Raw genomic sequence first — 22,114 nt, 5'->3', positions numbered from 1 at the left:
CGTTGGGTTGTTGTGGTTCACGGTCGATCCTAGCGACGCCGGTCGTCGCCGACGGCGGCCTGTGGATGACCGGTGGCGTCGCTCAGGCGAGCGGCCGGAACGCGACGCCGTCGAGCGTCGTCGTGTCCGAGTCCACCGTCGCGAACGACCCGAAGCCCTGCTCCACCAGGCCGGCGAGCAGGTTCTTCATGTTCTTCGTGCGCTTCTCGAGGCGCACCCGGTGGTGCGACCCGAGGGCCTCGGTCTTGAGTGCAGCGAGGCGCACCGGGTCGATGTCCTTGTCGTACACGAGCACGACGGCGTCGTCCGCGTCGGCGTCCGGCAGCGTGACCAGGTCGACGAGCCGCTCGAACCCGAGCGAGAACCCGACCGCCGGCACGTCCTGGCCGAGGAAGCGGCCGATCATGCCGTCGTAGCGGCCGCCGCCACCCAGGCTGTAGCCGAAGTCCGGGTGGGCCACCTCGAAGATCGTCCCGGTGTAGTACCCCATGCCGCGCACGAGCGTCGGGTCGAAGCGCAGGTCCACACCCGGCAGCGCGGCCCGCAGGCGCTCGAGGTCCGCGAAGGCTTCGGCGTCCAACCACGTGGCGCCGCGGACGCTGTCCCAGTCGGCGGACTCGAGCGCGCGGATCGTGTCGGCGAGCCCGGCGCCGTCGATCTCCAGCGTCTCGCCGAGCTCCTTCGCGACGCCGTCCGGTCCGATCTTGTCGAGCTTGTCGACCGTGATGAGCGCGCGGTCGGCGGCCGTCTGCTCGGCGATCCCCCACGAGGCGAGGAGCGCGAGCAGGATCCGGCGGTCGTTGATGCGGATCGAGGTGCCGGCGATGCCCAGGGCGTCGAGCGCGGCCGTGGTCGCACGGATCAGTTCGATCTCGGCCAGCTGCCCGGGCTCGCCGAGGATGTCGATGTCGCACTGCACGAACTGGCGGTAGCGGCCCTTCTGCGGTCGCTCGGCACGCCAGACCGGCGCGATCTGCACGGCACGGAAGACGGTGGGCAGCTCGGCGCGGTGGGACGCGTAGAAGCGGGCGAGCGGCACGGTCAGGTCGAACCGGAGGCCGAGGTCGGCGAGCTCCAGCGGAGCCTCGGCCCGGTGCAGGTCGTCCACGCCCAGGCCACGCTTCATGACGGCGAACGCGAGCTTCTCGTTGTCGCCGCCGAGTCCCGAGTGCAGGCGAGCAGCGTCCTCGAGCACGGGGGTCTCGATCTCGTCGAACCCGTGGCGCGCGTAGACGCCCCGGATGACCCCGAGCACGTGCTCGCGCCGCGCCTTGTCGGCCGGGAGGTGGTCTCGCATGCCCCGGGGGGCCGTCACGGTCGTCGCCATGTGGTCGATTCTCGCAGAGCACCGGGGGCGGTTGCAGACCACTGGTGTCCGCTGATATGCTTCATCCAGAACCTCGGCCGGTGGGTGCCTGATCCACGCATCGGTCGTCAGCGAGGGCAAGTGCTGCAAACGCCCACGCGGTTCGAGCGGGATCCCCTGACGACGTTGCTCCCTGGTGGCGTCTTCTCCCGCTCGCGGGCGTCCTCCTTTTTCGGGTTAGGAGGACGCCCGCTCTTCGTCTCTGTGCGCGCGCTCCGGCGCCGAGTCCAGCACCGCTACGGCGCCCTACTCCGCTGCGGGGTCCGGTGCCGTGGTGTCCGGTGCCACCGCCGACTCCTCCTCCGCCTGGCGCGCTGCCGCCTCCAGCAGCGTCACCGCCGCCCGCAGGCTGGCCACCGGGTCGATCCCCTGCTCGTGCACCACCGCCACCTCGGCGAGCATCCCCGCTCCCCAGGCGACGTCGACACGACTGCCGAACGGCTGCTGGACCATCCCGTCCGCGACCGGACCAGCGCTCCCGACGTCCAGCCCGACGTCCACCCCGACCTGCTCCACGACACTGCCGTCCGCGACCGACGCGACCGCTGCGTGCAGGTCCCCACGCTCCTCCAGCCGTTCGAACAGCTTCACCGCACGCTCGAGCGGCGGCATCGCCCGCGGCACGCCGGCGTACACGCTGCTGCGTCCCGCCTTCTCGGCGGCCTTCGCGACACGCCAGACCCGGACGACGTCCTCGACGGTGTGCGCTTCCTCGTCCCCGAACACGTGCGGGTGGCGGCGCTGCATCTTCTCGCGGACACCGTCGGCGACGTCGTCCAGGTCGAACCGCCCCTGGCGCGCGGCGATCCCGGCGTGCAACACCACCTGGTAGAGCACGTCGCCGAGTTCTTCACGCAGTTCGTCGGTGTCGTCGCCGTCGATGGCGTCGACCAGTTCGTAGGTCTCCTCGACGGCGTAGCGGGCGAGGCTCGCATGGGTCTGCTCGCGGTTCCAGACGCATCCGTGCTCGGGGTCGAGCAGGCGGTCCACGACGGCGACGAGTTCGTCAACGGAGGTCATGCCGCCATGCTGCCACCGTCGGCTCCGCGCCGATCGGACCCGTCGGGCGCCGATCGGACAGCGGGTGCAGCCGGTAGGATGGTCGAGGCGTGTCGGGAAGTCTGGTCGACGATCCGTTCCCCGTACCCGAAACGCCCCCGGAGCCGCATGCCCTCCTTCATCCGTTCCCCCCGGTTCAGCGCCATCGCGCTGCTGTCCGCCGCCGTCCTCGGCCTGGTCATCGCGAACACCGCGCTCGGCCCGGGCCTCGAGCGCGGCCTCGACTGGCACACCCCGTGGGGAGCGCTCGGGCTGGACCTGTCGATCGCGCACTGGGTGAGCGACGGACTGCTGGCGGTGTTCTTCCTGCTCGTCGCCGTGGAGCTGAAGCACGAGCTCGTCGCCGGCGAACTCGCGAACCCCAAGACCGCCGTGGTCCCCGCCATCGCAGCGGTCGGTGGTGTGGTCGTCCCGGCGCTGGTCTACCTGCTCGTCACGTCCGGCACCCCGTACACGCACGGCTGGCCAATCCCGACGGCGACGGACATCGCGTTCGCACTCGGGGTCCTGGCGATGTTCGGTCGCGGCCTGCCCTCCACGATCCGGGTGTTCCTGCTGGCGCTGGCCGTCCTCGACGACCTCATCGCGATCGTCATCATCGCGGTGGTCTTCGCGCACGGCACCGACTTCCTGGCGCTCGGCGGTGCCGCGGTCCTGCTCGTGGTCTTCGCCGTCCTCGGCCGACGGCTGCGCCCCGGCAGCCGGGCGCAGCCGTTCCTCATCGTCGCGATGGTCGTCATCGGCCTGGTCACCTGGTGGCTCGTGTACCACTCGGGGGTGCACGCGACGATCGCCGGTGTCGCGCTCGGCCTGGTGCTCCCCCGCCGTCCGGGCGGCACGCTCCACGAGCAGGTCGAGCCGTACTCGAACGCCATCGTCCTGCCGGTCTTCGCCTTCGTCTCCGCCGCGGTCGTCATCCCCGCGGTCGGGATCGCTGAGCTCTCGCCGACGTTCTGGGGCGTCGTCCTCGCGCTGCCGGTCGGCAAGGTCATCGGCATCACCCTGTTCGGCACGATCGCGGGTCGGCTCTTCCGCGGACCCGGCCGGTCGACGCTGTCGTTCGGTTCGGTGATGACCGTCGGAGTGCTCGGCGGCATCGGGTTCACCGTGTCGCTGCTCATGAACGAGCTGGCGTTCGCCGCGAACGAGGAGATCGTCGACGAGGGCGTCCTCGCCGTGCTCGTCGGTTCCGGCATCGCGATGGTCGCCTCCGCCGTGGTCGTGTCGGTCCGCGCCCGCCGCTACCGGCAGCGTCGCGAGCTCTCCGAAGCCGAGGCGACCGAGTAGCGACCGTCTGACGGACGGGAGGCCCGTGGCGGATCCGCCACGGGCCTCCCGTCCGTCAGGTGCGAGCGACGAGCACGTCGGGTCGTCGGTCAGACCGTCGACGCCTCTTCGCGCGCCGGCGCGCCGTAGACGGCGGTGAGGATGCTCTCCACCCAGCCGATGAGCGCGTCGTCGGGCAGGGTCTCGCCGTGCGGCTTCGGCACTGGGATGCTCGCCGCGTCCTGCTGCGGGAACCAGCGCGCCCCCGGGAACATCCGCTTCAGTCGGACCTGCGCCGAATCGGCCAGTTCCTTGCCGGCGACGCGGAGGTTCGACCCCATCACGACGACGTCGGACAGGCCGACCTGCTGCGCCATCCGGCGGAGGCGGGAGACCTCGATGAGGGTGAGGACGGCCTGCGGCGGGGTGCCGTAGCGGTCGGTGAGCTCGTCGAGGACCATGTCGATCGCCTCGGCCTGCGCGGCCGGGGCCGAGGCAGCCGAGAGCTTCTGGTACGCCTCGAGACGCAGCCGCTCGGACTCGACGTAGTCGTCCGGGATGTGCGCGTCGACGGGGATCTCGAGCCGGAGCTCGGTCTGCCCCTCGGCGACGTCACCGCGGAACTGCGACACCGCCTCGCCGATCATGCGGAGGTAGAGGTCGAAGCCGACGCCCGCGATGTGCCCGGACTGCTCACCACCGAGCAGGTTGCCCGCGCCGCGGATCTCGAGGTCCTTCATCGCGACCTGCATGCCGGCGCCCAGCTCGTTGTTGGCGGCGATCGTCTCGAGGCGGTCCTGCGCGGTCTCGGACAGCGGCTTCTCGGCGTCGTACAGGAAGTACGCGTAGCCGCGCTCCCGGCCACGACCGACCCGGCCGCGCAGCTGGTGCAGCTGTGACAGCCCGTACTTGTCGGCCTTGTCGATGATCAGCGTGTTGGCGTTGGCGATGTCCAGGCCCGTCTCGATGATCGTCGTCGACACCAGGACGTCGAACCGGCGCTCCCAGAAGTCGACCATGACCTGCTCGAGCGTGCCCTCCGCCATCTGCCCGTGCGCGACGCCGATGCGGGCGTCCGGCACGATCTCGGCCAGGTGCGACGCGACCGACTGGATGTCCTTGACGCGGTTGTGCACGTAGAACACCTGCCCCTCGCGGAGCATCTCGCGCTTGATCGCCGCGGCGACCTGCAGGTCGGACTGCGGCCCGACGAAGGTGAGGATCGGGTGCCGGTCCTCCGGCGGGGTCGCGAGGGTCGACATCTCACGGATGCCGGTGACCGCCATCTCGAGCGAGCGCGGGATCGGCGTCGCGGACATCGCCAGGACGTCGACGTTGGTCTTGAGCTTCTTCAGCTGGTCCTTGTGCTCGACGCCGAACCGCTGCTCCTCGTCGATGATGACGAGCCCGACGTCCTTGAACTGCACGTTCTGCGACAGGATCCGGTGCGTGCCGATGACGATGTCGACCGTGCCGTCGGCCAGGCCCGCGAGCGTCTCCTTCGACTCCTTCTCGGTCTGGAACCGGCTGAGGGCGCGGAGGTTCACCGGGAACCCGGCGAACCGCTCCTGGAACGTCTCCATGTGCTGACGGACCAGCAGCGTGGTCGGCACGAGGACCGCGACCTGCTTGCCGTCCTGCACGGCCTTGAACGCCGCACGGATCGCGACCTCGGTCTTGCCGTAGCCGACGTCGCCGGACAGCAGCCGGTCCATCGGGATCGGGCTCTCCATGTCGCGCTTGATCTCGTCGATGGTGGTCAGCTGGTCGGCGGTCTCCGCGAACGGGAACGCCTCTTCCAGCTCGCGCTGCCACGGGGTGTCCGGGCCGAACGCGTGCCCCTTCGACGCCATCCGCGCCGAGTACAGCTTCACCAGGTCGACGGCGATGTCGCGGACGGCCTTGCGCGCCTTGGACTTCGCCGCGGACCAGTCCGAGCCGCCCATCTTCGACAGGGTCGGGTTCTCGCCACCGACGTACCGCGACAGCTGGTCGAGCTGGTCGGTCGGCACGAACAGCTTGTCGCCCGGGTAGTTCCGCTTCGACGGCGCGTACTCGAGCACCAGGTACTCACGCTGCTGCTTCACGGCGTTCCGGCCGCCGCTCGAGACCTCGCGACTGACGAGCTCGACGAACTTGCCGATGCCGTGGGTCGCGTGCACGACGACGTCGCCCGGCTTGAGCTGCAGCGGGTCGACGACGTTCTTCCGGCGGCTCGCCAGCTTCTTGACCGTCCGGGCGCCCTGCTGGACGCTCCGGCCGTAGAACTCGGCCTCGCTGAAGAGCGCGATGCGCGGGTCGGCGACGGCGAACCCGTGCTCGACGCTGGCGGTCGTGACGATGGCGACACCCGGTTCGGGAGGCCCGTCCAACGCCCCGGCGCGCGCGGCCACCCCGGCGTCGGCCAGCACCTGCACCGCCCGTTCGACGAGCCCCTGGCCCTGCGCGGTCACCACGACCGCCCATTTGTCGGCGGTGAGCTCCTTGACGTGGGCGACCGCTCCGTCGGCGCTGCCCGCGAAGCTCGGGATCGACTCACCCGGCACACGGATGTACTCCCCCGCCTCGGCCACGGCGTCGGAGTCGGTGATCGGCTCGTCGGCACCGGAGTCGAACGGCGACACCGTCCACCACGTGCGCTGCCCGCGGGTGTTCTTGAGCTGCTGCACCGTCATGAAGTTGCCGGCGTCGAGGTCGATCGGAGCCTGCGCCCCGGCGACCGCGGCGCTCCAGGCGGCCTGCAGGAACTCCTGGTTGGTCTCGGCCAGGCTGTGCGCGCGACCGCTGACCCGCTCGGGCGAGAACACCGCGATCGTCGCGGCCTCGGGCAGGTAGTCGGTGACCGGCACGAGCTTGCGGACCAGTGCGGGTGCGAGGGACTCCATGCCCTCGACCGGGATCCCCTCGGCGACCTTGGCCAGCATCTGGGACAGGTTCGGGAACTCGTGCAGCATCTCTCGCGCCCGCTGCCGGACGTCGTCGCTGAGGAGCAGTTCGCGGGAGGCCGTCAGCTCGACCGAGCCCAGGTCGTCCTCCGTCGAACGCTGGTCGGCGACGGAGAACGCCTTGACGCCGTCGATCTCGTCGCCGAAGAAGTCGACACGGACCGGGTGGTCGGCGGTCGGCGGGAAGACGTCGAGGATGCCACCGCGGACGGCGAACTCGCCACGACGGGTGACCAGGTCGACGCGGGCGTAGGCCAGGTCGACGAGCTGGGAGGCGAGCCGGCTGAGGTCGTTGCCACGGGACCCGGTGTGCAGCACGACCGGCGCGAGTTCGGTCAGGTTGTCCGCGATCGGCTGCAGGGCCGCACGGACACTGGCCACGACGACGGTCGTGCGACGCTCGTCCACCGGGGTGTCCTGCCAGCGCTGCAGCGCACGGAGTGTGGCGATGCGGGTGCCGACCGTCTGCGGGCTCGGGCTGAGGCGCTCGTGCGGCAGGGTCTCCCACGCCGGGAACTCGAGCACGTCGGCGTCCGGGATCGTGCAGCTCAGGGCGTCGCGGACCGCCTCGGCTTCACGACCGGTGGCGGTGATGACGAAGGCGCACTGGGGGCCGGTCCGGGCGGCCAGGAGCGCGGCGAACAGCGGGACGCGGAGCCCGTCGACGACCGAGAAGTCGGCGTCACGAGGAGCGGCACGGAGCGCACGATCGAAGGAGGAGGCGCGCGACAGCGCAGGGATGAGGCCCGAGATCGTCACTCACACGATGGTACCGGCGTCCCCCGACAGCGGTTGCCCCGTGCGCGACGGGCGAACAGGAGGCGCGTGGCGGGGCCGGGACGTGCCTCCCGTCCGGTCCGCGTTCAGGACCTGCGGTCAGGCGGGCGCGTGGAAACGCTGCTGCGCGGCGAGCAGGCCGTCGGTCACGATCGCCTCGACCGCGTCGGCGGCGTCGGCCAGCAGGTTCGGCAGCAGCTTCTTCTCGGCTGCGGCGAAGTCACGCAGCACGTAGTCGGCCGGGTCCTGGCGACCGGGCGGACGGCCGATGCCGACCCGCACCCGGGCGAACTCGTTCGTGTTCGTCGCCTTGATGACGTCACGGATGCCGTTGTGGCCGCCGTGCCCGCCGTTGCCCTTGAGGCGCACGGTGTCGAACGGCAGGTCGAGCTCGTCGTGGACCAGGATCAGGTCCTCCGGCGACGCGGAGTAGAACCCGAGGACGGCCGAGACCGGTCCCCCGGAGGTGTTCATGAACGACCCGGGCTTCGCGAGGACGAGCTTCGGGCCACCCGGCACCAGGCGCCCCTCGGCGACCTGGTTCGGGGTCTTGTGCTTCTTGAACGTGGCACCCATGCGGGCGGCCAGTTCGTCGAGGACCATCTGGCCGACGTTGTGGCGGTTGCCCGAGTAGTCGGGCCCGGGGTTCCCGAGCCCGACCACGACGAACGAACGATCTGCCATCAGCGTCGACCAGATGTCTCTACGGGGTGTTGCTTACTCGGAGTCGACCGGAGCGGAGCCGCCCTCGGCACCGGCTTCGGCGCCCGCCTCGGCGGAGGCCTCGTCAGCGGCCTCGTCGTCAGCGGTGCCACGCGGGGTGACGATCTGCACGACGAGCGCCTCGGGGTCGGTCTCGAGCTCGGCGCCCTCGGGGAGGGTCAGCTCGGAGGCGACGATCTGCTTGCCGTCCTCGAGGCCCTCGACGTCGACGACGACGTGCTCGGGGATGTCCGTCGCCAGCACGAGCAGCGAGACGGTGTTGAGGTCCTGCACGTGGATCGTGCCGGAGAAGGACTCGCCCTCGATGACCACGGGGACGTCGACGGTGACCTTCTCGCCACGACGGAGGACGACGAGGTCGATGTGCTCGATGATCTGGCGCACCGGGTCACGCTGGACGTCCTTGACGAGGGCGAGCTGGGCCGCACCCTCGATGTCGAGGTCGACGACCGCGTTGGCGGTACGGACGAGCAGCATGGTCTCGTGGCCCGGCAGGCTGATGTGCTTCGGCTCGGTGCCGTGGCCGTAGACGACGGCGGGGATCTTGTCGGCAGCGCGGAGCTTGCGCGCCGCACCCTTGCCGAACTTGGTGCGGACTTCCGCCGCGAGCTTGGTGTAGTCAGCCATGATGCCTCCTGGTGTCGGGGACGACGCCGGAGTGCCGGCATCGGGGGTCTGTGGTGTTGCAACTCGAACGCGTGCACGCGTGAGGAACGGTCCCAGAGTCTGGCCGGGTCTCCCACTGCGTCGATCACGGCCGCGCGTACGCGGCCCTCGCCGAAGTCGTGGGAAAGCCTACCAGTACCGGCCCGGGCGTGTCGGACCACGTCGTCCGTCCGGGCACAGACCGGACGGGAGGCTCGTGGCGGCGCCGCCACGAGCCTCCCGTCCGTCAGCGGGTTCAGTCGACGTCGGCCGGCGCCTCCGGCGCGAGGCGCTCGATCGTCCGGTCGAGCCGTCGGTCGACGGCCAGCTGCTGCGGCTCCGCCGCCCCGAGCGCGGCGGCGTCGGTCGCGGTGACGTGCAGGAGCCGGTGCCACTCGGCGTCGTACAGTGCCCGCCGGTAGCCCGAGGACGCCTGGCAGGCGACGTCGCGCTCAGCGACCGCGACCTCGGCGTCCTGGACGGGCGTCGATCCGATGTCCGTGCCGAACTGTCGCCGCACGGACTCCGACGGCATCTCGGCGGGGGACGCTGGCAGGTCCCGCACGCCCGACGGTGCCATGCAGCTGCGCCACCGGGCGGCGGCGGCCACGACGGCGTCGTCCTGCCGAGCGGCCGTCGCCGCGACGTACGTCAGGCGCTTGGCGGTCATCGACGCGGTCTGCGCGGTGCCGTCCTCGTCGTCCAGGCCGAGGGTCCGGTAGCCCTCGTGGAAGCACCGGCTCACCGCCGGCTGCGATGCGTCCGCGAACGCGGCGTTCCGCTCCGGGTCCTGACCCCACTCGCGGATGCCGTCCTCGTTCGCTCCGGCGGCCGAGGGGCCGTGGTAGCCCCGCGTCCGTGCGAGGTCGGCGTCGAGCGGCCTCGTCCACGAGAGCGCCGGCGAGGGGTTGCCCCGCTCGGGCGTCTCATCGGCGTCAGAGGCCGCTTCGAGCCCGGCCGAGGTGGCCCACGGCACCGGGAAGTCGATGCCCGCGTGGCGGAGGCACGGCTGGACGGCGAGGTTCTCCGCGTAGTCCTGCTTGCCGCCGGCCGGCTGGGCCCACCCGTCGAGCGGCATCCTCCACGCGGCCTGGTCCCGCTCGACCGACGGCCTGACCGCGACGTCGGCGGGCTCGGGCAGGCCGTGGACCAAGCCCGCGACGAGGCCGAGGACGACGAGGCCGAGCGTCCCGGTCTTCGCGACCCGTGTGGTGATCTGCATGGTTCCCCCTAGGCGCGGACGAGGCCGCGTTCGTGTGCGGTGATGACGACCTGGATGCGGTTCCGGAGCCCGAGCTTCATGAGCACCGAGCGGACGTGGCTCTTCACGGTGGCCTCGCTGAGGAACACCGACGCCGCGATCTCGGCGTTGGTGAGGCCCTTCGCCACGAGGAGGAAGACCTCGCGTTCGCGGGCGGTGAGGGCGTCGAGCACCGCGTCACGACGGTCCACCCCGACCGGGGTGCCCTGCGCGCGGAGCAGTTCCAGCGCCTCGGCCTCGGTCGGTGCCGGGCGTCCCTCGTGCACGTCGCGGATCGTGGCCGTGACGACCTCGGGCAGCGCGTCCTTCGTCAGGAACGCGGCGGCCCCGGCACGCAGTGCGGCGAGGACGGCGTCGTCCCGACGGATGGTCGTCAGGGCGATCACGCGCGGGCGGTCCCCGTCCCGCTCCCCCAGCCGCGCGAGCGTCTCGATGCCGTTCAGCACCGGCATCCGGAGGTCGAGCAGCAGGACGTCCGGGTGCGCGACGTCGCAGAGCTCGAGGGCGGCGGCACCGTCGCCGGCCGTCCCCACGCAGGTCATGTCGTCCTGGGCGTCGACGAGCATCCGCATGCCGGAGGCGAACAGCCGCTGGTCGTCGACGACCGCGACCCGGATCGCGGTCACCGTGCGACCTCGAGTTCGGCCGCTGCGGTCGGTGCTGTCGGTGCGACCGGTCCACCCGCGGGCACCCACGCGGTCACGACGAACTCGTGCTCCTCGTCCCCGGAGCCGGCGCGGAGCCAGCCACCCGCCAGCCGCGCCCGTTCCTGCATCCCCACGATGCCCGTCCCCACCCCGTCGAGTACGACGAGGGGTGCGGCGCCGCGCGACGACACCACGACGCCGAGGCCCGGTCCGCGCCAGTCGAGGACCACCCGAGCGCTCGCGGTCCGGCCCTGGTGCTTGAGGACGTTCGTCAGGCTCTCCTGGACGATCCGGTGCACTGCGGCGGCCACGCCGGGGAGCAGCTCCGCCGGATCGCCGTGCTGCTCGAACGTGGCGTCCATGCCGAGCTCCCGCATGTCCGCGACGAGCGGTGGGACGTCCGCCAACCCGTACCGGGCGTCGTCGCCCGCGCCCTGGATGCGCTCGACGAGCGCGCGGACGTCCCCGAGCGCCGACCGGCTGACCTCGGCGATGTCGCGGAGTGCGGTTGCCGCGTGCTCGTCCCGCACGGCGATCGCCGCGGCACCCTGCGCCTGGGAGACCACGACCGCGAGCGAGTGCGCCAGCGAGTCGTGCACGTCGCGGGCGATCCGCGCACGCTCCTGCTCGGCGTGCAGCTCGACCGTCGTCACCTGGGTCTCCCGCTCGGCCTCGACCACCCGGACCCTGGCCAGGCCGATGCGCCACGTCGCGCCGATCGCCACCCCGATCGCCCAGCCGATGCCGCTCGCTCCCGCCAGGGACAGCGCGATGAGCACGAGGTTCGTCCGGGTCCCGGCCACGGAGGCGACCCAGTTCGCCCACACGTCCTGGTCGGCGACCGTCGGCACCACCATCGCCCAGGCCGCCGCGGCGCTGGCGACCGCCAGCACGGGGACGGCGAGCCACCGGAGCAGGTCCGAGCGCCCGGCCCCCACGATGCCGACGACGATCACGATCGCCAGGTACTCCGGCCAGGTCGTGTCGGTGGGGCGGTGCAGCAGTCGGAGCGCCTGCAGCAGCGGGACGACGACGATCAGCCCGAGGGCGGTCGAGGGCATCCAGGCAGCCAGACCGATGGCCACCGCGAAGGCGGACACCACGACGACGTGGTCGGCGAGTCCGGCCCTGCCGGCCTCGGCGACGATCCAGAGCACGAGGTAGACGACGCCGGTGGCGGGTGCCAGCAGGTGTCGGAACCGTCGGAGGAAGGTGGTCATGCCGCCGAGCGTATGGGGACGCTCCGGCGGTCAGCGAGCCGTGCGCGCGGTTTTCATCCGAGGTGATGAAGGGGGTGGTCAGCGGCCGAGGGATCGGCGGTGCTCCTGCGCGGCCGCGAGGAGGTCCCGCTCGCGGTCGCTGGCAGTCTCGGCGTCGTCGCGGGAGCGTTCGAGCCGCTCGACCTCGGCGGTGGCACGCTCGAGCTCGCGCGCGAGTCCGGCGCGGCGGTCCTCGGCGGCGCCGAGTTCACGCTCCGCTTCGTCGAGAGCCGCGTCGGCCTCGCGGGACTCCGTCCGCGCCGCGGTCTCGGCCTGGCGGGCGGCGCGGCGCTCGGCGGCGGGGTCGGGCGTCGGCTCCGGTTCGGGATCCGGGGCGCGGTTCTGCTGGTCCTGCTCGGCCGGTTCGTCCTGTTCGTCCTGTTCGGCCTGTTTCTCCGGCCTGGAGGCTCTGGTGGACCTCCGAGCGCGCCGCCCCTCCTCGATGTCGATGGGCGGGGCACCGCTGCCCGACCAGGCGTCGGGGACCGCGTCCGGCACGGCGAGGGCGCCGTCGAGGTCGACGTCCTCGAAGCCGACGCTCTCCAGGGGCTGCACGAGGAGCCCCGAGCGGACGGCGGCTCCGGCGTGCGGGTCGGCCATCGCGGCCTCGATCGTGGAGCGGACCTGCTCGAGGACCGCCGGCGTGGCAGGGTGGCCGGCATCCGTGGCCAGGTCTGCCCCGGCCCGTGCCAGTGCATCCACCACGCTCGTGCGCTGGCGACGGAGCGCGCTGATCTCCTGCGGGTCCGCTTTCGCCTGGGCCTCACGCAGGGACGGGCCGAGGTCGACCGCCTCGTCGAGGGCCTGCTCGTGCGCCAGCAGGTCGACCACCCAGGCGGCCGGAGTCGGTTTCCGGAGCTTCCCGATCGCCGCGGCCGTGTCGCGGTCGTCAGCGCGCATCGCCCGCTGCCGGGCGGTCCGCTCGGCGACGAAGTCCGCCGGCGCGACGAGCAGGAGCTCACGGGCGGCCGCAGCGAGCGTGTCGATGTCCACGCTCGCCGAGGGTACCCGCGAGGCCTCACCAGTCGTGGACGGTGCCGTCGGCCAGGCGGTTGAACGGCAGGTATGCCTGTTCGTACGGGTACTTGCCCGCCTCGTCGACGTCGAGCGACACACCGAGGCCGGGCTCGTCGCCCGGGTGCAGGAAGCCGTCGGTGAACGTGAACGACTGGCGGAACACCTGGTTCGTCCGGGGCCCGTGCTGCATGTACTCCTGGATGCCGAAGTTGTGGATCGCGAGTCCGACGTGCATCTGGGCGGCGAGCCCCACCGGCGAGATGTCGGTCGGCCCGTGGAACCCGGACTTGACCTGGTACAGCGCGGCGTACTCCATCGTCTTCTTCAACGGGGTGACCCCGCCCATGTGCGTCACGGCGCCGCGGACGTAGTCGATCAGCTGGTCGCGGATGATGTCCTTGAAGTCCCAGATGGTGTTGAAGACCTCACCGATCGCGAGCGGCGTCGTGGTGTGCTGGCGGACGAGCTTCAGGGCCTCCTGGTTCTCGGCGGGGGTGCAGTCCTCGAGCCAGAAGAGGTCGTACGGCTCCAGGGACTTGCCGAGCTGCGCGGCCTGCATCGGGGTCATCCGGTGGTGGCCGTCGTGCAGGAGCGGCAGCTCGGGGCCGAACTCGTTGCGGACGGCCTCGAACACGGCGGGCACGTGACGCATGTAGGCGCGGGTGTCCCAGTCCTCCATGGCCGGGAAGGCCCCGCGTTGTGCGGGCTCGAAGTCGTACCGCACCCCCTCGTTGCCGGACGTGGTGGTGTTCGACGCGATGCCGTAGATGGACTGCAGGCCCGGTACACCGGTCTGGACGCGGATCGAACGGTAGCCCTCGGCCTGGTGCGCGCGGATGGAGTCGAACAGCTCGGGCAGCTCCTTGCCCGAGGCGTGGCCGTACGCCATCAGCCCGGTGCGGGAGGCGCCGCCGAGCAGCTGGTAGAGCGGCATGCCGGCGACCTTGGCCTTGATGTCCCAGAGCGCCATGTCGACGGCGGCGATCGCGGCCATCGTCACCGGGCCGCGGCGCCAGTACGACGAGCGGTACAGGAACTGCCAGGCGTCCTCGATGCGGCTTGCGTCGCGCCCGATCAGCAGCGGGACGACGTGCTCGGAGAGGTACGCGGCGGCGGCGAGCTCCCGCCCGTTCAGGGTCGCGTCCCCGAGGCCGGTCACGCCGTCGGCGGTCGTGATCTTCAGCGTGACGAAGTTGCGGTCCGGGCTGGTCACGATGACCTCGGCCCGGTCGATCAGCTGGCGGCGGTCGGCGCTGGCCCACGTGTCGGGTCGACCGGCGGTGGCCTCCCCGCTGCGGTCGTCCGTCGCGCCGGGCACAGGGGCGGCCGGGTTCGTCGTGCCAGCCGGGTCGGTCGGGGCGGGGGTGGCGTCGGTCATGCTGGGACTCCTTCGTCGGAGGGCTGGCGGGCTGCTGCCGCGGCGGTGCGGATGCGGTCGGCCGCGGCGGTGACGGCCGCGACCACGGGGGTGGTGTCCAGGTCGGGTGCGACGACGGCCAGGACGTCGTGCACGTCCGAGCCTGCACCGGGTGCGCCCGGGTCGTCCACCAGGTCCGGCTGCGTGGTCACGTGCAGCCACCACGCCGCGAGGAGGGTCGCCGCGCCGGGGCCGATGCCGGCCGCCGGGTCACGGTCGAGGCGGTGCCGGACGACGTCGACCACGCGCACGGGCAGCTTCTGGGACCCGCCGGAAGCGATCTGCACCAGGGTGTGCCGGATGCGGGGGTTGGCGAAGCGCTCCACCAGGGCAGCTCGTGCTCTCGCGATCTCGGCCATGGGCAGCGGCAGCTCCTGCGCTGCCTCGTCCCAGAGCTGTTCCACGGCGGCCCGGCAGACCGGGTCGGCCATGGCCTGCGCGACGGTCTCGTGCCCGAGGAGCAGTCCGAGGGAGGCGAGCAGGGAGTGCGATCCGTTGAGGAGCCACAGCTTCCGCTGTTCGTACGGGGTGACGTCGTCCACCACGCGGGCGCCGGCGGTCTCCCACGCGGGGCGCTCCCCCGCGAAGGCGTCCTCCACCACCCACTCGGTGAAGGGCTCCGTGACGACGGGCACCCGGTCGCCGTCGAGGGCCCCGGGCAGGCCGGCGAGCGCCGCGACGTCGTCCTCGGTCGTCGCCGGGGTGATCCGGTCGACCATCGAGCTCGGGAACGTCACGGTGGCGTCGATCCAGGCCTGGAGGCCCGGGTCGGTCACGGCGTCGCGCACGGCCTGGCGGAGGACCTCGCCGTTGTGGGTGAGGTTGTCGAGGCTCAGGAGCGTCACCGGGCCGGCGTCCGCGCGCCGGCGGGCGTCGAGTCCGGCCACCAGCCGCACCGGGACGTCGGAGCCCGGGCGGTACCCCTGCTCGGTGACGGTCAGCGTGACCACGGCGGTGTCCGGTGACGCGAGTGCCGCCGTCCACGCGGTGTCGTCGCTGCCCGGGTGCGCGGCGACGACGACGTCGACCACCTCGGCGGTGTCGCCGTCTGCGGTCCGGGTGACGAGCGTGTAGCGACCGTCCTGCGCGGTGAGCGCCTCGGCCATGTCCGGGGAACGCCCGGTGAACGCGGTGATGCCCCAGGGCTGCCCCGTCGCGTGCTGTGTGTACCAGGCGAGGTGGGCGCGAGCGAAGGCACCGACCCCGACGTGGACGATGCCGGGTCGACGGCTCACGCGGTCACCGGGGCCAGGGAGCGCAGGTAGGCCAGGTTGTCGGCCGTCCGTTCGGCCAGGGGTAGGTCAGTGGAGAAGTCCTCGATCGTCACCCAGCCGTCGTACCCGAACGTGCGCAGGTCGTCGAGGTACGCCGACACCGAGGCCTGACCGGAGCGCAGCGGCGCCCACTCGTGCTGCCAGGTGCTGCTGCCGTCGGCCCGGGTGGAGCCGGTGTCGACCCAGCGGGCGTTCTTCACGTGCACGTGCGCCAGGTACGGGCCGAGGAGCTCGAACGCGGCGAGGTGGTCCTCCTGTCCCTCGATGACGAGGTTGCCGAGGTCGTGGATGACCCCGACGTGCTCCGGGTCGAGCCCCTCGACGAGCCGCAGGGCTGCCGAGGCCGAGGGCGTGATGGTCATGTGGTGCAGCTCGACCAGGGCCTTGACGCCGAGGTCCGCCGCGCGGGACACCGCCCACTCGAGGTCTGCGCGGGTGCGGTCGAACAGCTGCGGGTAGGTCTCACCGGTGCGCGCCTTCTCCTGCCGGTAGACGGGCATGCTGATCCGCACCTGCCCGGCGCCGAGCTCGCTCGTCACGCGGAGCATCGTCTCGACGCCGTCGTGGTCCGACGCCTGCTGGTAGCCGCCGATGCCCGAGTACGCGAGCCCGGCGCCGGCAGTGATCCGGGCGATCTCCCCGACCTGGTCGGTGATGCCTGTGTACTGCCACGTCGACCGGTTGCCGGCCCAGAAGGCTCGTTCGGCGGGGACGGTGGTGCCGTCGGCGGGGCGGTCGTCGACGATCCGCCACTCGATGCCGTCCCAGCCCTGGGCGGCGAGCGTCTCCGCGGCCTGCGACGGGGTCCAGTCGGGGGTGGACGCGGTGAACACGGAGAACTTCATCGGGTGGCTCCTCCTGCTGCTGCTGCTGCTGCGACGACCGGGACGACGTCGTCGTACCGGCCGTCGATGACGTCGTCGATGCGCACGGGCTGCCCCAGCGTCGCACTGACGTAGAGACCGCGGACCGTGGCGAGGGACACGAGGGCGTCGTCGACGGTCACGCCCGGGTCGCGACCGGTGCGGATCGCGTCGACGATGTCGTCGTACTGCCGGCCGTGCCCGGCGAGGAAGTGCTCGGCCTCCGGCGGTCCACCGACGACGTGCTCGGTGGGGACGACGTCGGACTTCTGGTCGACGGCGTCGGCGACCGCGGTGGCGTTCGCCGTGGTGGCGGCCGACTGGAGCGTGTCGGCGTCCGGCGCGACGTGGAAGTAGGCGAGTCGGTCGTCGTCGACGACGGCCGATCCCTGCGTGCCGTAGACGGCGTAGCGGGCGGACAGGCCCGGGTACGCGGCCGTGGTGCAGTGGATGACCCCGAGCGCGCCCGTGTCGAAGCGGACGGTGGCGACGGCGGTGTCCTCGACCTCGATCCGGTCGTGGGCGAGCAGCCCGATCTGCGCGGAGATCTCCACCGGACGTCCGAGGCTCCAGACGAGCAGGTCGACGGTGTGCACCCCCTGGTTCATCACCGCGCCGCCGCCGTCGAGCTCCCAGGTGCCGCGCCAGTCGCCGGAGTCGTAGTAGCCCTGCGAGCGGTACCACGCCACGCTCGCGACACCCGAGGTCACCCGGCCGAAGCCGCCCCCGTGTGCGGCTCTCGCGACCGCGACGGACGCCGGGTCGAAGCGGTGCTGGCTGATCACGCTGACGACGAGCCCGCGCTGCCGGGCGGCCGCGGCGAGCGCCGCGATCTGCCGGGCGCGGGGCATCGTGGTGTCGAGCGGCTTCTCGATCACGACGTGCTTGCCCGCGTCGAGCGCCGCCTCGGCCAGCTGGACGTGCATGCCGGACGGGGAACAGATCGCGACGACGTCGATGTCGATCTGGGCGATGGCGTCCTCGATGGTGGCGGTCGTGAGCGGGCGGGGTGCCCCCGAGGCCTCGATCTCGTCGGCGGCGCCGGTGGCCGCGGCCGGGACCGCGTCGACGAGGGCGACGACGACGAGACCGTCGTTCGCGAGGGCGACGCGGGCGTGGTGGCGGCCGATGACGCCCGCGCCGACGACGGCCAGGCGGAGCGGTGCGGTGGGGCTGGTGGTGTCTGCGGTCATCGCAGGGTCACTCCGATCTGGTCGGTGAGGGTGCGGAAGGCCCGGCCGGCGCGGCCGAACGCCGCCGGGCCGGAGAACCCGCCGAGGGCGGTGAAGTCGCTGAGGTGGGGTTCGAGCGAGGCGTACCCGGAGTGCCCGGCGTCGCGCAGCGCGGTGAGCGTGAGCAGGAGCTCGCCGTCGCCCTCGCCGGCGGGGACGACGGACGAGTCGGCGGCGAGGGCGTCCTTCACCTGCAGGTAGTCGACGTAGGGGGCGAGCTGCGCCCAGCCGTCGGTGAAGGGCCGCACGCCGCACTGGACGTAGTTGGCGTTGTCCCACGCGAGCCGGAGCGACGAGGACCCGACGCTCTCGACGAGGTCGAGCACCCGGGAGGGCACGTCGCCGTAGATGTCCTTCTCGTTCTCGTGCAGCAGGGTCACGCCCTCGCGTGACGCCACGTCGGCGAGTGCCCGCATCCGGACGAGGACGTCGTCGCGGACGCTCTCGGGGGTGCGGCCCGCGAAGTAGAACGAGAAGATGCGGATGTTCGTCGTGCCGAGTGCGTGCGCGGCGGCGATCGCGCGCCGGAGCCGGACGAGCTCGTGCTCGACGGGTTCGTCGACCGGGACCTTGCCGATCGGCGACGCGATGGCGGACACGGTCTGGCCGCGCTCGTCGAAGAGGCGGTGCAGCCCGGCGAGCTGCTCGTCGTCGAGGTCGAGGACGTTGACGCCCCAGGCACTGCGGACCTCGATCGCGCGCGCGCCGAGGGCCTGCAGCACCGCGACCTGGACGACGGGGTCGGCGTCGATCTCGTCGCCGAAGCCGGACAGTTCCCAAGTGGGTCGATCGCTGGTGGGCTGGGTCATTGCGTTCCTTTCATGAGGACCAGGGTGACCGGCGGGGCGGACGCGCGCCGGGCCTCCAGTCCGATCTGTGGACGAATCGCTACTTCACACTCCCGGCGGTCAGCCCGCCGACGAGGTAGCGCTGGAAGACCAGGTACAGGGCGACGACCGGCAGCGCGCAGACGATCGAGGCGGCCATCATCTGGCCGTAGATCGGGACCGCGCCGCCCTCCTGGGTGGTGCCGAGCACCTGCAGGACCACGGCGACCGTCCGGGTGTTCGGGGTCGTCATGATCGTGGAGAACAGGACGTCGTTCCAGCCGAGCAGGAAGGCGAAGATCGCGGACACGACGATCCCCGGCCAGGACAGCGGCAGGACGATCTTCATGAGGATCCCCGTCGAGGACGCGCCGTCGATGCGGGCCGCTTCCTCGAGTTCCTTCGGCAGCCCGCGGAGGTACGTGACCATCACCCAGGTGGAGAACGGCAGGGCGAACGTCAGGTAGGTGACGAACAGGCCCCAGCGGGTGCCGATGATCTGCACACCCGTGGCGCTCGCGATGTTGGCGAAGACGACGAACACCGGCAGCAGCAGGAGCGTGCCGGGGATCGACTGCAGTGCGAGCAGCCCGCGGAGGAACGTCAGGCGGCCGAGGAACCGGAATCGGACGAGCACGTAGGCCGTCGACACGGCGAGTGCGGCACTGCAGACGGCGACCGCGCCGGCGGTCAGGATGCTGTTGACGAGTCCCTGTCCGAGGGCGACCGTCGACCAGATGTCGGTGTAGTTGGCGAGGGTGAACTCGGACGGGAAGTACTCGCCGCGGGCGACCGCGACGTCCGAGTTGACCGAGCCGAAGACGATGTAGAGCACCGGGACGGCGATGAACGCGACGATGACGGCGATCACGGTGACGAGCAGCCAGCGCGGCAGCAGCCGGGTGACGTCGGTGTCGTAGGGGCGCTTCGGTCGGCGACCACCGCCCGGGGCCGTGATGCTCTCGGTGAGCGTGGCGGTCGGACGGGTCCTGGTGGTGCTGTACCCGCTCATGCGCGTGCTCCCTCGACGTCGGCGGCGGCCGGGGCGGCCAGCACGGCGCGGTCGGCGCGGCGCTGCTTCCGGTTCGGGCCCGCGTCGTCGCCGGTGTCGAGCTGGACGGCCCGCAGGTAGACGAAGAGCGGGATGGCGACGATCACGAGCGAGCAGATCGCCATCGCAGCGGAGAGACCGAAGCGGAACGACTGGAAGCTCGCGATGTACGTCAGGACGGGCATGACCTCGACGCTCGAGGGCAGCGGGATGCCGAACAGGACGAACGGCAGCGTGAAGTTGTTGATGTTGTGCAGGATCGCGATGATCACCGCCAGGCTCAGCGGACCGCGCAGGTACGGGAACACGACGTCGCGGAGCTTGATCCACCAGGTCGCGCCGTCGAGCGACGCGGCCTCGTGCACCTCCAGGTCCACGGCCTGGAGGCCCGCCAGGCTCAGCAGGTACACGAACGGCCACGACGTCCAGACCATGACACCGGCGAGCGCCCAGTAGGACGCCGAACCGTTCAGCCAGAGCACGTCGGTGTGCAGGACCGAGTTGACGACGCCCTGCGGCTGGAGCATGGTGCGGAAGAACGTGCCGACGACGAACGCCGGGAGCACGTACGGGATCAGGTAGACCGACCGGACGAGTCCGCGACCGCGGAACCGGTTCTGCGTCGAGATGGCGGCGGCGACCCCGATCGGGACGGTGACGGCGGTGACGAGCACCGCGAGCGACACCGAGATCCAGATGGAGTGCAGCAGCGGCGAGTTCGTGACGGCCTCGGTGAAGTTCGCGAAGCCGACGAACGGAGCGCTGAACCACTGCCGGAGCGTGTACTGGTCGAGGTCGAGCATCGCGATGAAGAACCCGACGAGCAGCGGGACCACGATGATCGCGAGCATGAGGAGGCCGCCGGGGAGCAGCATCCAGAGCGGACGCTCCCGCTTGTACAGCGGGGTCGTGCCGTGCGGGCGGACGGGGTGCTGTCCGTCGGGTCGCCGCGTGGTGGGCTTGGTCTGCGTGGTGGTCATCACAGACCTCCGTTCTTCTGCCGGTCGAGCGTGGCCTGGGCGTCCCGCTGCGCGTCCTGCAGACGCCCGCGGAGCTGGTCGTCGGTGACCTCGCCGCGCTTGAGCGACGGGATCGACTGCACGACGACGTCGACGAGCGCGAGCTGGATGTCCGACCAGGCGCCGGTGAAGGCGGTGGGCTTGGACAGGCGGCCGGCGTCGATGATGGGCTTGAGCTGGGGGTTCTCCGCGGCGAGCTGCGCGGCGGCGTCCACGTTGGTGGGCAGGTTGCCGAACAGGTCGTAGTACTCGAGCTGCGCCTTCTTGGTGCTCAGCTGCTTGATGAACTCGAACGACAGGTCTTGCTTGGTGCCGTAGTCGGCGACGACGAAGTTGTCGCCGGACAGGATGCTGGCGGCCTCGATGCCACCAGCCGGGCGTTCGGTCGCGCCGGGCGGCACGGTCGGCAGCAGGGCGAACGCGTACTTGCCGTCGACCTTCGTGTCCTTGAACGAGTTGATGGCGGTGGTGGTCGTCATCGGGAAGAACGCGGCCTTGCCGTCGGTGAACTGCGCGAGGGCCTGCGCGTTGTTCCACCCGATCGCGGCGGGGTCGACCACGCCGTCCTTCGTGACCCAGTCGAAGTACGTCCGGTAGGCGTTCTGCACGGCGTCCGCGTCGAGCTCGGCCTTCGTGCCGTCGACGATGGTGTTTCCGGCGTTCTCGGACATCCCCCAGATGAACTTCCACGGATCGAACCCGTCGGCGTAGGCGATCGCCATGCCGTGCCGGTCACCGGTCGTGGTGGCCTTCGCGTCCGCCGTGAGCTGGTCCCAGGTGGTCGGCATCTCGGTGATGCCGGCCTGGGCGAGCAGGTCCGTGTTGACCGCCATCACGAACGGGCGGCTGGCGAACGGGATACCGATCTGCTTCGACTTGCTCGGCCCCGAGATGCCGAACGACGCCGGGTCGAACTGGTCCTTGCCGCCGATGGCGTCCCACTGCTGCTCGCCCATGCGGACGAAGGCGCCGGTGGCGTAGGCGGTGGGGGTGAAGGTGGTGCCGATCGCGTACACGTCCGGGCCCTGGCCCGAGATGACGCTCGTCTGGATGGCGGTCAGTTCCTCCTGGCCGGAGGAGTACGTCTCCCACTGGATGTCCGCACCGGTGGTGCGCTTGAACTCGGCGGCGGTGTCCCGCTGCCACTGCTTGCGTTGGTCGGGGTAGGTCGTGTCCGCGCCCATCATGACGCGGAGTGTGTTGGGGTCGTCGCCACTGCCGTTGACGATCGCGCATCCCTGCAGGGACAGCGTCGCGAGGGCGACCACGACCACGGAACCGATCAAGGTCCGTGTCTTCATGGGGGTTTCCTCCTCGAAGCCTCCACCCGAGCGGCGCTGCTCGGGGTGTCGCCGGGGCGAGCCGGCTGACGACCACTGTCGCGCGGGTGGCAACAGGCGGCAACCGGTTGCCACTTGTTGCCAGACCGGCCTAGCGTTCGGGACGTGCCGCACAGGACAGGGAGG

The 22,114-nt window shown here is 71.5% G+C and carries 18 protein-coding genes; 1 reads left to right on the top strand and 17 read right to left on the bottom strand.

Annotated features, from left to right (window positions below):
- Window positions 1-82: 82 nt before the first annotated feature.
- Together hisS and SOM35_RS00520 are read right to left on the bottom strand one after the other, a co-directional pair.
- Window positions 83-1,327, bottom strand: coding sequence for a histidine--tRNA ligase (hisS, locus tag SOM35_RS00525; protein ID WP_320513878.1), 1,245 nt, complete (start codon window positions 1,325-1,327; stop codon window positions 83-85).
- 285 nt (window positions 1,328-1,612) lie between these two features.
- Entirely contained in the window at window positions 1,613-2,386 is a 774-nt protein-coding gene (locus SOM35_RS00520) for a MazG family protein (RefSeq protein WP_320513877.1), read from the bottom strand.
- A gap of 147 nt (window positions 2,387-2,533) precedes the next feature.
- Here SOM35_RS00520 and nhaA point away from each other — a divergent pair, with 147 nt between their 5' ends.
- Window positions 2,534-3,712, top strand: coding sequence for a Na+/H+ antiporter NhaA (gene nhaA / locus SOM35_RS00515; protein WP_320513876.1), 1,179 nt, complete (start codon window positions 2,534-2,536; stop codon window positions 3,710-3,712).
- Window positions 3,713-3,801: 89 nt separating this feature from the next.
- On the opposite strand, the gene mfd is transcribed toward nhaA, so the two are convergent.
- The 15 genes from mfd to SOM35_RS00440 all read right to left on the bottom strand — a co-directional run bounded on the left by mfd (window position 3,802) and on the right by SOM35_RS00440 (window position 21,949).
- Complete coding sequence (mfd, locus tag SOM35_RS00510) at window positions 3,802-7,395, bottom strand: transcription-repair coupling factor (protein ID WP_320513875.1); 3,594 nt, start codon at window positions 7,393-7,395, stop codon at window positions 3,802-3,804.
- A 117-nt stretch (window positions 7,396-7,512) separates the two neighbouring features.
- On the bottom strand, window positions 7,513-8,097 hold the full coding sequence (pth, locus tag SOM35_RS00505; protein ID WP_111076429.1) for an aminoacyl-tRNA hydrolase: 585 nt from the start codon (window positions 8,095-8,097) through the stop codon (window positions 7,513-7,515).
- Between the two features lie 33 nt (window positions 8,098-8,130).
- Complete coding sequence (locus SOM35_RS00500) at window positions 8,131-8,763, bottom strand: 50S ribosomal protein L25/general stress protein Ctc (protein ID WP_320513872.1); 633 nt, start codon at window positions 8,761-8,763, stop codon at window positions 8,131-8,133.
- Between the two features lie 274 nt (window positions 8,764-9,037).
- Window positions 9,038-10,003: a hypothetical protein gene (locus SOM35_RS00495; protein ID WP_320513871.1), complete on the bottom strand. Its 966-nt coding sequence runs from the start codon at window positions 10,001-10,003 to the stop codon at window positions 9,038-9,040.
- Between the two features lie 8 nt (window positions 10,004-10,011).
- The gene (locus SOM35_RS00490) at window positions 10,012-10,668 is read right to left on the bottom strand and encodes a response regulator transcription factor (RefSeq protein ID WP_320513869.1); all 657 of its coding nucleotides are present in this window, start codon (window positions 10,666-10,668) and stop codon (window positions 10,012-10,014) included.
- Window positions 10,665-11,909 carry a sensor histidine kinase gene (locus SOM35_RS00485; protein WP_320513868.1) on the bottom strand — a complete coding sequence of 415 codons (1,245 nt, stop codon included), beginning with the start codon at window positions 11,907-11,909 and terminating at the stop codon, window positions 10,665-10,667. Before SOM35_RS00485 ends, SOM35_RS00490 begins: the two co-directional genes overlap by 4 nt.
- 78 nt (window positions 11,910-11,987) lie before the next feature.
- On the bottom strand, window positions 11,988-12,941 hold the full coding sequence (locus SOM35_RS00480) for a hypothetical protein (protein WP_320513867.1): 954 nt from the start codon (window positions 12,939-12,941) through the stop codon (window positions 11,988-11,990).
- 25 nt (window positions 12,942-12,966) lie between these two features.
- On the bottom strand, window positions 12,967-14,343 hold the full coding sequence (manD, locus tag SOM35_RS00475; RefSeq protein ID WP_320513866.1) for a D-mannonate dehydratase ManD: 1,377 nt from the start codon (window positions 14,341-14,343) through the stop codon (window positions 12,967-12,969).
- A complete protein-coding gene (locus SOM35_RS00470; RefSeq protein WP_320513864.1) occupies window positions 14,340-15,617 on the bottom strand; it encodes a mannitol dehydrogenase family protein in 1,278 nt (425 codons plus the stop codon). The genes manD and SOM35_RS00470 overlap by 4 nt, the downstream gene beginning before the upstream one ends.
- Window positions 15,614-16,501: a sugar phosphate isomerase/epimerase family protein gene (locus SOM35_RS00465; RefSeq protein WP_320513863.1), complete on the bottom strand. Its 888-nt coding sequence runs from the start codon at window positions 16,499-16,501 to the stop codon at window positions 15,614-15,616. The genes SOM35_RS00470 and SOM35_RS00465 overlap by 4 nt, the downstream gene beginning before the upstream one ends.
- Window positions 16,498-17,712, bottom strand: a complete 1,215-nt coding sequence (locus SOM35_RS00460; protein ID WP_320513862.1) for a Gfo/Idh/MocA family protein — start codon at window positions 17,710-17,712, stop codon at window positions 16,498-16,500. Before SOM35_RS00460 ends, SOM35_RS00465 begins: the two co-directional genes overlap by 4 nt.
- A complete protein-coding gene (locus SOM35_RS00455; protein WP_320513861.1) occupies window positions 17,709-18,560 on the bottom strand; it encodes a sugar phosphate isomerase/epimerase family protein in 852 nt (283 codons plus the stop codon). Before SOM35_RS00455 ends, SOM35_RS00460 begins: the two co-directional genes overlap by 4 nt.
- 79 nt (window positions 18,561-18,639) lie before the next feature.
- Window positions 18,640-19,590: a carbohydrate ABC transporter permease gene (locus tag SOM35_RS00450; RefSeq protein WP_221849422.1), complete on the bottom strand. Its 951-nt coding sequence runs from the start codon at window positions 19,588-19,590 to the stop codon at window positions 18,640-18,642.
- Window positions 19,587-20,609, bottom strand: coding sequence for a carbohydrate ABC transporter permease (locus tag SOM35_RS00445; protein ID WP_320513860.1), 1,023 nt, complete (start codon window positions 20,607-20,609; stop codon window positions 19,587-19,589). Before SOM35_RS00445 ends, SOM35_RS00450 begins: the two co-directional genes overlap by 4 nt.
- Window positions 20,609-21,949 (bottom strand): ABC transporter substrate-binding protein, encoded by a 1,341-nt coding sequence (locus SOM35_RS00440; protein WP_320513859.1) that lies wholly within the window; start codon window positions 21,947-21,949, stop codon window positions 20,609-20,611. Before SOM35_RS00440 ends, SOM35_RS00445 begins: the two co-directional genes overlap by 1 nt.
- Between the last annotated feature and the right edge of the window lie 165 nt (window positions 21,950-22,114).

Origin of the sequence: Curtobacterium sp. CFBP9011 (genome assembly GCF_034045095.1) — a bacterium.
In the GTDB taxonomy this organism is placed as follows: domain Bacteria; phylum Actinomycetota; class Actinomycetes; order Actinomycetales; family Microbacteriaceae; genus Curtobacterium.
This window is presented reverse-complemented; position numbering and strand designations above follow the sequence as displayed.

What these genes read in the sequence shown, in the direction of transcription:
- hisS (WP_320513878.1), bottom strand. Translation starts at nt 1,327, where the DNA reads ATGGCGACGACCGTGACGGCCCCCCGGGGCATGCGAGACCACCTCCCG.
- SOM35_RS00520 (WP_320513877.1), bottom strand. Translation starts at nt 2,386, where the DNA reads ATGACCTCCGTTGACGAACTCGTCGCCGTCGTGGACCGCCTGCTCGAC.
- nhaA (WP_320513876.1), top strand. Translation starts at nt 2,534, where the DNA reads ATGCCCTCCTTCATCCGTTCCCCCCGGTTCAGCGCCATCGCGCTGCTG.
- pth (WP_111076429.1), bottom strand. Translation starts at nt 8,097, where the DNA reads ATGGCAGATCGTTCGTTCGTCGTGGTCGGGCTCGGGAACCCCGGGCCC.
- SOM35_RS00500 (WP_320513872.1), bottom strand. Translation starts at nt 8,763, where the DNA reads ATGGCTGACTACACCAAGCTCGCGGCGGAAGTCCGCACCAAGTTCGGC.
- SOM35_RS00495 (WP_320513871.1), bottom strand. Translation starts at nt 10,003, where the DNA reads ATGCAGATCACCACACGGGTCGCGAAGACCGGGACGCTCGGCCTCGTC.
- SOM35_RS00485 (WP_320513868.1), bottom strand. Translation starts at nt 11,909, where the DNA reads ATGACCACCTTCCTCCGACGGTTCCGACACCTGCTGGCACCCGCCACC.
- manD (WP_320513866.1), bottom strand. Translation starts at nt 14,343, where the DNA reads ATGACCGACGCCACCCCCGCCCCGACCGACCCGGCTGGCACGACGAAC.
- SOM35_RS00465 (WP_320513863.1), bottom strand. Translation starts at nt 16,501, where the DNA reads ATGAAGTTCTCCGTGTTCACCGCGTCCACCCCCGACTGGACCCCGTCG.
- SOM35_RS00460 (WP_320513862.1), bottom strand. Translation starts at nt 17,712, where the DNA reads ATGACCGCAGACACCACCAGCCCCACCGCACCGCTCCGCCTGGCCGTC.
- SOM35_RS00455 (WP_320513861.1), bottom strand. Translation starts at nt 18,560, where the DNA reads ATGACCCAGCCCACCAGCGATCGACCCACTTGGGAACTGTCCGGCTTC.
- SOM35_RS00450 (WP_221849422.1), bottom strand. Translation starts at nt 19,590, where the DNA reads ATGAGCGGGTACAGCACCACCAGGACCCGTCCGACCGCCACGCTCACC.
- SOM35_RS00445 (WP_320513860.1), bottom strand. Translation starts at nt 20,609, where the DNA reads ATGACCACCACGCAGACCAAGCCCACCACGCGGCGACCCGACGGACAG.
- SOM35_RS00440 (WP_320513859.1), bottom strand. Translation starts at nt 21,949, where the DNA reads ATGAAGACACGGACCTTGATCGGTTCCGTGGTCGTGGTCGCCCTCGCG.